Genomic DNA, 12,968 nt, shown 5'->3' on the forward strand with positions numbered 1-12,968 from the left:
GCCGTCCACGCAGCGGGTTTCCCGGTGCCGGAACAGCCCTCGGAGGAGCGCTTGACGATCACCGATCCCGTCCGCACCACGCCGGAACCGGCGAACGGACGAGGCGTTGACGAACTGCGACCGGTGCATCAATTCAGCCGCAACGGCACTCAGATGCAAGTACAGGTACACACCATCGACAGCCCCACCGATGGCGGCTACGTCCTGGTGTTCGGCGATGTCGACGAGGTGTGTCAGCGTGGCGACAAGCCGCTGGTGCGCGTGCATTCGCGCTGCCTCTACGGCGACGCCCTCGGATCCGACGATTGCGACTGCGGCCCCGAGTTGGCCCTGTCGATGAACATGATCCAAGACGAAGGCGCCGGCGTGCTGGTGTACCTCGAACAGGAGGGGCGCGGCGCGGGCCTGATCTGGAAGGCCATCGGCTACCAGACCAGCGAGCAGCTCGATATCGACACCTTCGACAGCTACGAGTGGCTGGGCCTGGATCCCGACACCCGCCGCTACGAACTGGTCGCGAAGACACTGTGCGACCTCGGGATGACCCAGGTCCGCCTGCTCACCAACAACCCGGAGAAGGTGCGGGCGCTCACCGATGCGGGAATTGCGGTCGAGGTGATCCCGCTGGCGATCCGACTCGACACCGAACGCGGCCGCCGCTATCTCGATGCCAAGGTCCGCCGCCGCAAGCACATGATCCCCCGCGATTTCGCGCCATGGGCGCCCCTGTCGAGCACAGCAGACGAGGTCACGACCTCCCCCGAGGCCGTGGACCAGCGGCAATGGTGGCACCGTTTCCGCAGAGGGCATCGCGAGTAACCCACTTCACAATCCTGTATGTCCGGTTACGATAAGTGAGCCACGCCACTGCTGACGTCCCTGTCTCGAGATAACGAGACAGTTTCACTCGCATTGGCTCGGCATCCAGCTCGGCCTATGGGAACAGGAATATGACAGACATCGGTTTCGCGCACGCCTCCGGGGTCACGGTGCACACCGTGCCCGCCGCCTTCCAGCAGACTGCCGCTTTGCGGCCCGACCAGATCGCCTTGCGCACGGTCGGTGGCACCCAGGAGATCACCTGGTCCGAGTACGCGACCCGGGTGAAAGCGCTGGCGGCCGGATTGGCGAAACTGGGTGTGCGCCACGGCGACGCGGTCGGCATCATGCTCACCAACCGACCCGAGTTCAACCTGATCGACACCGCCGCCCTGCACCTGGGCGCCACCCCGTTCTCGGTGTACAACACCAGCTCCACCGACCAGATCGCGCACGTGTTCGCCAACGCGGGCAACAACGTGGTCGTCACCGAGCAGGCGTTCCTCGACACGATCCGCGCCGCAGGCACCGGGGTCGAGCACACCGTCATCGTCGACGGCACCGCCGAGGGCACCATCACCCTGGCCGAGCTGGAAGCCGATCCCGCACCGGATTTCGATTTCGACGCGGCCTGGCAGGCGGTGCAGCCCGGTGACCTGGCCACGTTGATCTACACCTCCGGCACCACCGGCCCGTCCAAGGGTGTCGAGCTCACCCAGAGCAATGTGATCGCCCAGGTCGCCGGTCTGTGCTCGGGCCCGCTGCCGGTCGGTTTCGACGACCGTGCGGTGTCGTATCTGCCCGCCGCGCATGTCGCCGACCGCATCTCCGCGCACGCGATGAGCCTGCTCACCGGCATCCAGATCACCACCGTCCCCGATCCGCGCGAGATCGCCGCGGCCCTGCCCGATGCCCGTCCGACGGTGTTCTTCGGGGTGCCGCGGGTGTGGCAGAAGATCAAGACCGGCATCGAGAACAAGCTCGCCGTCGAGCCGAGCCCGGTCAAGAAGGTGCTGGCCAATTGGGCAATCGGGGTCGGTGTCGCGCAGGCGCGGGCGAAGCTGGCCGGGGAGAGTTCGCTGCTGCTCGGCCTGCAGCACAAGATCGCGGACGCGCTGGTGTTGTCGAAGCTGCGCGCGGCGCTCGGGTTCGACGAGCTGAAAGTCGCCGCGTCCGGTGCCGCGCCGGTGCCGCCGGAGACCCTCGAATACTTCCTCGGCCTCGGCTTCGCCGTCACCGAGGTGTGGGGCATGTCGGAAACCGCGGGTGTGGGCACCTATACCGAGATCGACAAGCCGCGCCCCGGCTCGGTCGGTCGCGTGATGGACGGGTGCGAGCTGCGCCTGGACGCCGACGGTGAAGTGCTGCTGCGCGGCCCGATCATCACCCCCGGCTACCGCAATATGCCCGACAAGACCGCCGAGGCGATCGACGGCGACGGCTGGCTGCACACCGGCGACATCGGCACCCTCGACGCCGACGGCTACCTGCGCATCGTGGACCGCAAGAAGGAACTGATCATCAGCGAGACGGGCAAGAACATCGCCCCCTCCAATATCGAGAACGCGATGAAGGCGGCCTCGTCGATGATCGGCCAGGCGGTCGCGATCGGTGAGGCTCGCGCCTACATCACCGCCCTGATCATGCTCGATCCCGACGTTGCGGCGTTGCGCGCCAAGGACTTCGACGCCACCGACGCCACCCACGCGGAACTGGCCCGGCGCGCCGAGATCGTCGACGAGGTCAGGGAGGCGGTGCTCGCGGGCAACCGCAAACTGTCGCGGGTGGAGCAGATCAAGCGTTTCGTGATCGTGGACAACCTGTGGGAGCCGGGCGGTGACGAGCTGACCCCGAAGATGTCGCTCAAGCGCACCCCGATCGCGAACAAGTACGCCGAGACCATCGAGCAGCTCTACGCGGCGACTCCGCCGGAGCATGTCGTCAACGTGAAGTAGCAGTGAAAACAGCGGCGGCCCTGGAAGTTTCAGGGCCGCCGCTGTTGTGTCTCAGTGCTGTTCGTAGGTGCCGATCAGGGTGGCCCTGGCCAGGGTGTGGAAGAACAGGTTGAACCCCAGGTAGGCGGGCCCCGCGTCCGGTCCGACCTCGAGTTCGGGGACGTCGACCGCGTGCACGACCACGAAATACCGGTGGGGGCCATGGCCTTTCGGCGGTGACGCGCCGACGAAGCCGGGGAAACCGCCGTCGTTGCGCAAGCTCACCGCACCGGCGGGCAAAGTCCCACCTTCGCTGCCCGCACCGGTATCGAGCGAGGTGACCGACGCCGGAATGTTGGCCACGGCCCAGTGCCAGAACCCAGAAGCGGTCGGCGCATCCGGGTCGTACACGGTCACCGCGAAACTCTGTGTGCCCTCGGGGAATCCGGACCAGCTCAGCTGCGGCGAGATGTCCTTGCCGCCGGACCCGAACACCCCCGACACCTGATCATTGGCCAACGGCTGACCATCGGTGATGTCGGTGGAGGTGACGGTGAACGACGGCACCTGCGGCAGCGCGTCATACGGGTTGTAGGTCATGCAATACCTTTCAGCTGTGCAGAAGGAAATGTTCCAGGACCCGGGTGCCGAATTCCAGTGACGACACCGGCACCCGCTCGTCCACCCCGTGGAACAGGGCGGTGAAGTCCAGCTCCGGCGGCAACTGCAGTGGTGCGAAGCCGAAGCAGCGAATCCCCAACCGCGCGAACGCTTTCGCGTCGGTGCCGCCGGAGAGCATGTAGGGCACGGTGCGCCCGTTGGCGTCATGGGCCAGGACCGCGTCGTTCATCGCGTCGACGAGGTGGCCGTCGAAGGTGGTTTCGTAGGAGTCGAGTTTGGTGATCCATTCCCGCTCCACGTCGGGGCCGATCAGCTCGTCGACCTCGCGTTCGAACGCGGCCTGTCGCCCGGGGACCACCCGGCAGTCGACCACCGCTTCGGCGGTCTGCGGGATGACATTGGCCTTGTAGCCGGCCTGCAGCATCGTCGGATTCGCGGTGTCGCGCAGGGTGGCGCCGATGATGCGGGAGATGGTGCCCAGCTTGGCGAGCTGGCCTTCGATATCGGGGCCGTGCGGGTCGAACGCCAGCCCACTCTCCTCGCTCACCGCGGCGAGGAATTCGGCCACCGAATCCGACAGCACCACCGGGAAGGTGTGGCGGCCCAGACGCGCGACGGCCTCGGCGAGGATGGTGACGGCGTTGTCCTCGTGCAGGAACGACCCGTGTCCGGCGCGGGCCTTGGCGCGCAACCGCATCCAGCCAAGACCCTTCTCCGCGGTCTCCACCAGGTAGAGCCTGCGTTCGGTGCCGTCGGGGCGCGGCACGGTCAGCGAGAACCCGCCGACCTCACCGACCGCCTCGGTGACGCCGTCGAACAGGTCGGGCCGGTGCTCCACCAGCCAATGGGAGCCCCATTTGCCGCCGTTCTCCTCGTCGGCGAGGAACGCGAACACCAGATCCCGCGGCGGCACGGTCCCTTCGGCTTTGAACTGGCGGGCCAGGGCCAGGCTCATCCCGACCATGTCCTTCATGTCGATCGCGCCGCGACCCCACACGTACCCGTCCTGCACCGCACCTGAGAACGGGTGCACGCTCCAGTCGGCGGCCTCGGCGGGCACCACGTCGAGGTGTCCGTGGATCATCAGCGCACCGCGACTCGAGTCCGCGCCCTTCAACCGCGCGAACACATTCCCGCGTCCCGGCGCACCCGACTCGACGTATTCGGTCTCGTAGCCGACCTCGTGCAGTTGCCGCGCCACCCACTCGGCGCACTCCCGCTCACCTTTGGTGGTGGACAGCTCGCCGGTATTGGAGGTGTCGAACTGGATCAGCTTGCTGACCAGCTCCACCACCTCGTCTTCCGCGCGGGACCGCCCGTTGGAACCAGAATTCTCGCCAGATGCCGACACGCCCCCTTTCCTACCACCATTCCCACACCCACCGCGCCACCTCCCGGTCCGTCCGCCCTCGTGCCGCTGCTCGCCGCCACAGACTCACCGTGAGCAGAACTCCGGATCCACGTGTGCGACTGCGCGCCCGGCACCAGGATGCCAGCGAGCGCGGCATCGGCGTTGCGGGCCAGAGTTCGCCGATCTCACGTGCGGGCAATGCCGGGAGGCGCAATCGAATTCGCGTACGGCCCCGCCGCGTGCTTGGCTGGCTGGATGCGAGCGCAGGTAGTCCGAGTCGGTGTCCGTGTGCTGGCCTGGGCGGCGACCTCGGTCGGAGCTGGCGGGGTCGCGTTGCATTTCCTGCGGTGGCCGCTGGAACCGCTCGTGTTGGCAGCGTCGGGGGCGCCCTATCTGATGGGTGGTGCGGTAATCGGTGCCGTCGGTTTCGCGGCCACCAGGCAGTGGATCGCGACCGGTGTGGCGGTGGTCGTGGTGGGCGCGGGGATCGCGACCCAGGCGCCGCTGTATTTCGCGGAGCCCGGCGGCGACGGTCATCCGATCATGGCGATGCAAGCCAACCTGCTCTTCGACGGCGCCGATTCCGCCGCACTCGTCGATCAGGTGCGCAACCGCGACATCGCGATCCTCACCGTCAACGAACTCACCCGCCCCGCCGTCGACGACCTCGCCCGCGCCGGCCTCGACCAGCTCCTCCCCCACCGCTATCTCGCCCCCGGTCAAACGGCCAGCGGCACCGGCATCTGGAGCCGATTCCCCTTGTCCGACACCGTCGAATACGACGGCTACGTCCTCAACCAGATCTCGGCCACCGCCACCGTCCCCGAGGTGGGCCCGGTCTCGATCTACGCCTTCCACCCCGTCCCGCCCGTCTACGACACCGGAGTCTGGGCCGACGAGCTCGCCCGCCTCGACGAAATCCTGCGCCGCTCCCCCAACCGCCCCACCATCGTCGGCGGCGACTTCAACGCCACCTACGACCACGCCCGCTTCCGCACCATGACCACCGGCCGTTTCGCCGACGCCGCAGCCCAAGCTGGTGCAGGCCACCTCGTCACCTACCCCACCGACAAGCCAATCCCCCCGCTGGTCGGCATCGACCATTTCCTCCTCGCCGACGCCCACGCCACCACCGTCGAAACCGTCGATCTCCCCGGCGCCGACCATCGAGCACTGATCGCCCGCATCGTCCTCACTCGGACGCGCTAGGTCGAATCAGCCTGTAGCAAGCCATGTTTCGCCGCACCCTCGCACGATCGTGAGGGCACGCGGTCTTCGTCCGCGATGGCGTCGCGGATCCTCGGCCTGACGCGCCGACCGTCCCCACTACCCGGCACGGCCAGTTCAACGGCGCCGGTAGACGTTTCCGCCCGTGTCACGACTCAACCCGCTTCGGCCATGGCAGTCGTGCACGTCGGCGGGCAGTATCGTGCGGGTTCGCGCCGGACCCTGATCAACTGTGTTCCATGGCGCGTTCGGCCAGTCGCTGTTGCCATTGCTCCATCGCCTGCCGCAGCGCCGCACCCACGATTTCCACGAATTCGCCGGACAGTTCGAAGCGCGCGCCCGCGGGCGTATCGGCGCCGAGTACCTCGACGCCGCGCTGGGTGATGGCGGCCAGTGCGTTCTGCATCTGCACCGACGCGACGAGATTGCGCAGCCAGATGTCGTCGTCGATGACGTAGCGTTCGCGCCGCGCGCCGGGCACCATTTCGCGGCGCAGCATGCCCTGCTGTTCGAGGAAGGCGACCGCGTTCGAGATCGACGCGGGGCTCACACGCAATCGTTCGACCAGTTCGGCGGCCGTGAGCGCGCCCACGTCGGTGATCTGCAGGCAGGCCAGCACTCTGGCTTCCATGCGCGGTAGGCCCTGTTCGATGAGCAGGGCGGTGAACGACTCGGCGAAGTCGGCGACGGCCTGGGGGTCGCGTCCGTAACTGCCGTCGGCGAGCGGCGGCGCCGAGGGCTCGGACTGCTTGTGTCTGCGCGCGCGCTGCTGCGTGGCTTCCTGTGCGCGCTCGGCCCGGTAGTCGTCGGGGCCGCCGTTGCGGGTGACCTCGCGCATCACGGTCGAGGCGGGTCGGCCCAGCTTCCGCCCGATCTCGGCGTAGCCGAGTCCTGCTGCCAGCCCCGCGGCGATGTGCTCGCGGTCCGCGTCGGTGAGTCTGCCTCCTGGCATCGCTGCTGGTCACCTCTCTCGTCGACCGGTACGGAGCTCGTCACCGGACCACGACCAGTATGCATTCACTCTCATTTCATTGCAATACGCAACGCAATCCAGCGTTGCATTCACTCTCATAATCATTGCAACGGTAACCAAATGTGGTGCTCTACCTTGACTTTTAATCGCATCAAAGTGTTGACAGAGTAGTGAACGCAATCTATGTTTTAGACATCAGTAAATACTGAACACCGCAACGCAAGGACACGGCAATGACTTCCTCGAACACCACCACCGCCCCCTGGACCGGCAAGGTCGCGATCGACGACACCGAACTGGCCGTCACCGACACCGGCGGCACCGGAACCCCGGTGATCTACCTCAACGGCCAGTTCGCCACCCAGGGCTACTGGCGCCGGGTCATCGCCGACCTCGGCCCCGGCTACCGCCACATCACCTTCGACGAGCGGGCCCGCGGCAAGTCCAAGAAGTCGGCCGACTACTCCTTCGACACCTGCGTGCGCGACATCGACGCGATCCTCGCCGCCAGGGGCATCACCGAGAAGCCGATCGTGGTCGGCTGGTCCTACGGCGCCTATCTCGGCGCGCATTGGACCAGCCGCAACCCCGACGCGGCCATCGGCGCGGTCCTCGTCGACGGCGCCTTCCCCTACGACTGGCTCGACGAGGCCATGGAGCTGCGAATCCGCAAGCTGTTCAAGCGCTTGAGCTGGGTACTGCCGCTGGCCCGACCGACCGGCCTCGCGCCCCGCCTGACCGCCCAGCAGCAGGCCGACAGCAACATCGAACTCGGCAAGCTCTCGGGCGTGAACCAGCTGAGCCCGGTGCTCAACGCCATCACCGTCCCGGTGCGCTACGTGGTCGCGTCGGGGACCTCGTTCGGCAGCAAGGGCGACGAGCAGGAAAAGATCCGCGCCGGCCTGGACGCCGTCCTCGCCACCAACCCGAACATCCGCATCAGCGCGAAGGTTGCCAGCAACCACGGCGCGATCCTGCGCAAGGACTTCCGCGCCATCGCCGACGCCGTCCGCGAGGTCGAAGCGACTTCGTCGGCAACCAACTGAATCCCTTCCCTCACCCCAACACTCAAGGAGATCACGATCATGTCTGTCACCCTCACCGCCCAGGAAAAGGCCACCCTGCGGACCGCCGCGTACGGCGCCGTCTCGCTCCTCGCCGCGGCCGGCGCGTCCACCAGTAAGCCGCACAAGATCGCCACATCCGGCAGCATCGCGCTGTCGTCGGCGACCGGCTTGGTCGGCCATGTCCTGGCCGAGAAGTCCGGACGCATCGCCCTGAGCGGTTCGTCCGTCGCCGAACTCGCCGATCAGGTGCTGCCCGCTCTCACGGCGGCGATGTGCCTGCTCGGCAAGCACGACCCGGTCGAAGCCGAGAACTTCCGCAACACCATCACCGTCGCCGTCGACACCGCCCAGCTCTTCCAGACACAGCCGAACCCGACGATGGCCGACATGACCCGCAAGATCACCGGAGCGCTCGCCGCCGCGTGATGAAAGATCTACCCGCACAACCACAGCCGTGTCACAGGGCCCGTGACACGGCCACTGTGGTGTATCAACGATCGACGGCAGCGCCCTCGGCCAGCACATTTTCCACCCGCGCCGCCATCACCCGACCGGCCGCACGCAACGGCTCGGCCGAACGCAATGTGCGGCCAAGGATGAACGCCCCTTCCAGCGCGGACAACATCGCCAGAATCAGCTCACGCGCCGCAGATTCCTCCACTCCGCGATTGCCGAAATACGTTGCGCCCCGGTCGATCCAGTCCCGCATCACCTCGGCGGCGACCTCCCGCAAGGCCGGTTCGCTGTCGGCAACCTCCCCCGCGACGGTGCCCACCGGGCACATGTTCATCCACCCGGATTCCTCGAGCGTGCGCGCGGCGTCATCGAACGCGGCGGGCACGGCCACCCGCAGATCCTCGTGTGGATCCATCAGCAGCGGCAGCAACTGGATGTAGACAGCCCCCGTGCTGCGCAACGCCTCGGCGGCGATCTGCACCTTGCCCTGCGGGAAGTGGTGGTACAGCGACCCCATCGGCGCCCCGGCGGCGGCGGTGATCTGTTTGACGGTGATCGCGCTGTACCCGTGCACCCGCATCAGCTCGGCGACCGCGGTCACCAGCCGGTCGCGGGTAGTCGTTGACATCTGCTCGCTCACTCCACCAGACTAGAGCAAACGCACTAGAGTGAACGCTCTAGTCGAACGGAGGATGTCATGCCGACCGTCGATCTCGCGGCGGGCCGTATTCACTACCGCGAACGCGGTGAGGGTCTCCCTGTGGTCCTGCTCCACGGCCTGCTGATGAACCACACGGTCTGGGACGCGATCATCGACGACCTCCCCACCGGCTTCCACTACGTCCTGCCCGACCTCCCACTCGGCGCCCACCCCGAACCGATGAACCCCGGCACCGACCTGAGCCTGCGCGGCCTCAACCACCTCGTCGCCGACTTCCTCACCGCCCTTGACCTGCACGACGTCACCCTCGTCCACTCCGACTGGGGCGGCGCCCTGTTCCTCACCGCCTACGGCCTCGACCAGCGCGTCGCCCGCCTGATCATCTTCCCCAGCGAAGCCTTCGACAACTTCCCACCGGGCCTGCCCGGCAAAACCGCCACCCTCGCCTCAGCCCTTCCAGGCGGCATCACCTTGGCCCTACGCCAAATGCGCATCGGCTGGCTCCGCCGCTCCCCCTTGATGTTCGGCTGGATGGCGAAAACACCCCTCCCCGACACCCTCGTCCACGCCTGGACCGAACCCGGCCTCCGCGACCCCCGCATCCGCGCCGACCTACTCGCCTACACCCGCTCCGGTTTTGACAAACGCGGCCTCGTCACCAATACCGAAGCCCTCCAACATTTCCCCGGCGAAGCTCTCATCCTCTGGTCCTCGGCGGGCAAAGTCATGCCGCGCGACCACGGCCGCCGACTGGCCGCGCTCATCCCCCGCGCCCGCCTGGTCGAAATCGACAACGCCTACGTCCTGTCGATGCTCGACCAGCCCACTGCGGTAATCACCGCCATTACCGAATTCCTCACCACCACAACCGCCAACCGCTGACTGCGACACTTTCCACGCCGGGCGACCGGCGCACCGTAGCCCCGCCCGAGGCTCCATGGAACGTGACTCACATCACTTAGCGAACCTGTCAGGAAATCGTGGGCTGTCTCGTTCAGGGTGCACGCGAACCAGACAGGAGCGAATCATGAAGCACCGCATCGTCGTCCTCGGGGCCGGATACGCCGGAGCATTCTCCGCCGGGGCCATGGCCCGCCGACTCCATTCCGACGACTTCGAGATCTCCGTCGTCAACGCCGAACCCGATTTCGCCGAGCGGTTGCGCAATCATCAGCTCGCCGCCGGTCAGGATCTGCGGCATCTGCCGTTGGCGGAGATGTTCGCGGGCACCGGCATCCGGCTTCACGTAGCGCGGGTGACCGGCGTCGACGTCGAGCAGAAGACCGTCACGATCACCGACGGGCACACCATCGACCGGCTCGACTACGACACACTGCTCTACACACTCGGCAGCACCGCGAACGACCACGATGTCCCCGGCGTCGACGAACACGGTTTCCACGTGGCGTCGCGCCCGGCCGCATTGCGACTGCGCGCCCACCTCAACGCTCTCGGCGAGGGCGGGAAGGTGCTGGTCGTCGGCGGCAACCTGACCGCGATCGAGGCCGCCACCGAGATCGCCGAGTCCCATCCGGAACTGAGCGTCAGCCTGACCACCCGCGGCGAACTCGGCGGCTGGCTGGGCACCACGGCTCGCCGTCACCTGCTCGAGGCCTTCGCCCGACTCGGCGTCACAGTCCACCAGAACACCGCCATCGAGCGGGTCGAAGCCGGAGGCGCGGTATCCGCGGACGGCGCCACGTTCGCTGCCGACGCGACGGTGTGGGCCGCCGGTTTCGCCGCCCATCCGATCGCCGCGGCCAGCGGTCTCACGGTGGAGTCCAACGGTCAGATCACCGTCGACCGTCGGATGCGTTCGGTTTCGCACCCCGACGTCTACGTCGCCGGTGACAGCGCTTTCGTCATCGGCGACAACGGACAGCCGTTGCCGATGTCGTGCGCGTCCGCCGGGTTCACCGGTATGCAGGCCACCGCCACGATCGTCGGGGACCTGACCGGACGCAAGATCTCGACGAAATCGCTGCCCTACGTCGGCAACCACATCAGCCTGGGCCGCAAGGACGGGCTCTTCCAGGTGGTCGGCGGTGACGCGCGATCGAAGTCGTGGGCCTTGCGCGGTCGGGCGGCCGCGCGCGTGAAAGCAGCGGTCCTCGGGGCCAACCCCTGGAGCCTGAGCCATCCGACCTTCGGACTGCCCAGTCGCCGATACCGCGCGGCCACTACCCGAGATCACGACGCAGTCCCCGCCTAGAGTCGTGCTCATGGACACCGCCACCGTGGCGCATTTCGAGGCCAGCCGCGACAGGCTGGCCTCGATCGCCTACCGCCTGCTCGGCTCGGCCGCCGACGCCGAGGACACGGTGCAGGACGCGTTTTTGCGGTGGCAGTCCGCCGACCGGTCCTACGTCGAGGTGCCAGAGGCCTGGCTCACCAAGATCGTCACCAACCTCGCGCTCGACCGACTCCGCTCGGCGAAAGCACGCCACGAACGCGCCGTCGGCACCTGGATGCCCGAACCGCTGCTCGACGGCGACCCGATGCTGGGCCCCGCCGACACCGTCGAACAGCGCGAATCGGTGACCCTGGCCGTACTCGCAATGATGGAACGACTGTCACCGGTCGAACGCGCCGTCTACGTGCTACACGAGGCCTTCGCCTACCGCCACGCCGAAATAGCCGACATCCTCGACCTCACCGTCTCCGCGAGCCAGCAACACCTCCACCGCGCCCGCACACGAATCACAGTCGCCCGCAACAACACCGGCACCGACCAACGGTCAGCCCGCCGCATCGTCGAGGCCTTCGTCGACGCCGCCTCCTCAGGCCGCACCGAACGCCTGATCGCCCTCCTGACCGACGACGCGACCGGCATCTCCGACGGTTTCGGCGGCCTGTCCGCAAAGCTGATCCGCTACTCGAACCCGCGACGCCTCGCCCGCGCGGTACAGGCAGGTTTCACCCCGACACCGGCCAAACGCCGACTCGCCGGCGGCGCCCCCTCGATCCACGCCGCCGTTGTCAACGGCTGCCCAGCCATCGTGTTCACAGTCGAGGACCGCGTCCTCGGCGTGGCGATCCTGGAGATCCGCGACGACAAGATCGCGGAAACTCACAGCATCGCCGCACCCCACCGCCTCATCCGCTTCGCCGAACACTGGCACCGCAGCGAGCACGATGCCCCGCTGATCGAATCCTGGTAGCGCGGCGCGGTCTTGTGGGCGAGGTTGCGCCTACTGCGACCAACCCGACTCGGCAGATCAGTGCGTTCGTCGGCGGTCGCCGCAATCCACTTGATCTTGGTGTGAAGTCTGATCTACTGTCCACCTCGCGTTGATCGCGCACTCCGTCGTGTTGTGGTCGCTCGCCGCTGAACGGAGATTGTTGTGCACAAGCTGATGGTCCTGTATCCCGATCCCGACCACTTCCGCGACTACTACGTGCGCAACCACCTCCCGCTGGTCATGCGCATGCCCGGCCTGCTCGCGTGGCGCTACAGCTTCGAGGTGGCAGCGACGCAGGGACAGTCGCCGTACTTCGCGGTCTTCGAGGCCGAGTTCGCTGACGTTGCGGCAATGACCGCGGCGAGGGCGTCTCCGCAGGGCCTGCAGGCGACAGCTGATGTCGCCAACTACGCCACCGGTGGCGCGGTCGTCATCCATTTTCCGGTGCAGAACGGCGCCTGCTGAGCGGGTCCATTCTGCAGGTACGCCCTTGCCGCGAAACCAATTTCCCGGATCGAGTTCACCGGCTGGAAGACTGCTCGATCGCGCACCGCCCGGGTCGGCGGCATGTAAGTACATTGGCGTGGTTGTGAAAGACACAGGCGGTAGTTCCCGCATGCGTTCCGATCAAGCCGGATCTGTGGCCACTCGGTAGGCGCCATGCTCGAAGAACAGGG

At 67.1% G+C, this 12,968-nt stretch carries 13 protein-coding genes; 9 read left to right on the forward strand and 4 right to left on the reverse strand.

What is annotated here, in order from left to right; all coding sequences use genetic code 11:
- Positions 1–51: 51 nt before the first annotated feature.
- Together ACFW6D_RS01025 and ACFW6D_RS01030 are read left to right on the forward strand one after the other, a co-directional pair.
- On the forward strand, positions 52–819 hold the full coding sequence (locus ACFW6D_RS01025; RefSeq protein WP_379323458.1) for a GTP cyclohydrolase II: 768 nt from the start codon (positions 52–54) through the stop codon (positions 817–819).
- A gap of 131 nt (positions 820–950) precedes the next feature.
- Entirely contained in the window at positions 951–2,774 is a 1,824-nt protein-coding gene (locus ACFW6D_RS01030) for an AMP-dependent synthetase/ligase (protein WP_379323460.1), read from the forward strand.
- 51 nt (positions 2,775–2,825) lie between these two features.
- On the opposite strand, the gene ACFW6D_RS01035 is transcribed toward ACFW6D_RS01030, so the two are convergent.
- Positions 2,826–3,353 (reverse strand): YbhB/YbcL family Raf kinase inhibitor-like protein, encoded by a 528-nt coding sequence (locus ACFW6D_RS01035; protein WP_379323462.1) that lies wholly within the window; start codon positions 3,351–3,353, stop codon positions 2,826–2,828.
- Between the two features lie 10 nt (positions 3,354–3,363).
- The gene (locus tag ACFW6D_RS01040) at positions 3,364–4,725 is read right to left on the reverse strand and encodes a M20/M25/M40 family metallo-hydrolase (protein WP_379323464.1); all 1,362 of its coding nucleotides are present in this window, start codon (positions 4,723–4,725) and stop codon (positions 3,364–3,366) included.
- A 255-nt stretch (positions 4,726–4,980) separates the two neighbouring features.
- On the opposite strand from ACFW6D_RS01040, the gene ACFW6D_RS01045 reads away from it, so the two are divergent.
- A complete protein-coding gene (locus tag ACFW6D_RS01045) occupies positions 4,981–5,934 on the forward strand; it encodes an endonuclease/exonuclease/phosphatase family protein (RefSeq protein WP_379323466.1) in 954 nt (317 codons plus the stop codon).
- A gap of 244 nt (positions 5,935–6,178) precedes the next feature.
- Here the strand turns inward: ACFW6D_RS01045 and ACFW6D_RS01050 are convergent, their stop codons facing one another.
- Positions 6,179–6,904: a helix-turn-helix domain-containing protein gene (locus ACFW6D_RS01050; RefSeq protein WP_379323468.1), complete on the reverse strand. Its 726-nt coding sequence runs from the start codon at positions 6,902–6,904 to the stop codon at positions 6,179–6,181.
- Positions 6,905–7,158: 254 nt separating this feature from the next.
- On the opposite strand from ACFW6D_RS01050, the gene ACFW6D_RS01055 reads away from it, so the two are divergent.
- Together ACFW6D_RS01055 and ACFW6D_RS01060 are read left to right on the forward strand one after the other, a co-directional pair.
- Positions 7,159–7,971, forward strand: a complete 813-nt coding sequence (locus ACFW6D_RS01055) for an alpha/beta fold hydrolase (protein WP_379323470.1) — start codon at positions 7,159–7,161, stop codon at positions 7,969–7,971.
- 39 nt (positions 7,972–8,010) lie between these two features.
- Positions 8,011–8,418, forward strand: a complete 408-nt coding sequence (locus ACFW6D_RS01060; RefSeq protein ID WP_379323472.1) for a hypothetical protein — start codon at positions 8,011–8,013, stop codon at positions 8,416–8,418.
- Positions 8,419–8,482: 64 nt separating this feature from the next.
- On the opposite strand, the gene ACFW6D_RS01065 is transcribed toward ACFW6D_RS01060, so the two are convergent.
- Entirely contained in the window at positions 8,483–9,088 is a 606-nt protein-coding gene (locus ACFW6D_RS01065) for a TetR/AcrR family transcriptional regulator (protein WP_379323474.1), read from the reverse strand.
- 57 nt (positions 9,089–9,145) lie between these two features.
- On the opposite strand from ACFW6D_RS01065, the gene ACFW6D_RS01070 reads away from it, so the two are divergent.
- The 4 genes from ACFW6D_RS01070 to ACFW6D_RS01085 all read left to right on the forward strand — a co-directional run bounded on the left by ACFW6D_RS01070 (position 9,146) and on the right by ACFW6D_RS01085 (position 12,756).
- Complete coding sequence (locus ACFW6D_RS01070) at positions 9,146–9,991, forward strand: alpha/beta fold hydrolase (RefSeq protein ID WP_379323476.1); 846 nt, start codon at positions 9,146–9,148, stop codon at positions 9,989–9,991.
- Positions 9,992–10,136: 145 nt separating this feature from the next.
- The gene (locus tag ACFW6D_RS01075; protein ID WP_379323478.1) at positions 10,137–11,321 is read left to right on the forward strand and encodes an NAD(P)/FAD-dependent oxidoreductase; all 1,185 of its coding nucleotides are present in this window, start codon (positions 10,137–10,139) and stop codon (positions 11,319–11,321) included.
- A 10-nt stretch (positions 11,322–11,331) separates the two neighbouring features.
- Positions 11,332–12,270, forward strand: a complete 939-nt coding sequence (locus ACFW6D_RS01080; protein ID WP_379323480.1) for a sigma-70 family RNA polymerase sigma factor — start codon at positions 11,332–11,334, stop codon at positions 12,268–12,270.
- 183 nt (positions 12,271–12,453) lie between these two features.
- Positions 12,454–12,756, forward strand: coding sequence for an EthD family reductase (locus ACFW6D_RS01085; RefSeq protein WP_379323482.1), 303 nt, complete (start codon positions 12,454–12,456; stop codon positions 12,754–12,756).
- Positions 12,757–12,968 lie beyond the last annotated feature (212 nt).

The organism is Nocardia sp. NPDC058705, assembly GCF_042749305.1.
Classification (GTDB): domain Bacteria; phylum Actinomycetota; class Actinomycetes; order Mycobacteriales; family Mycobacteriaceae; genus Nocardia.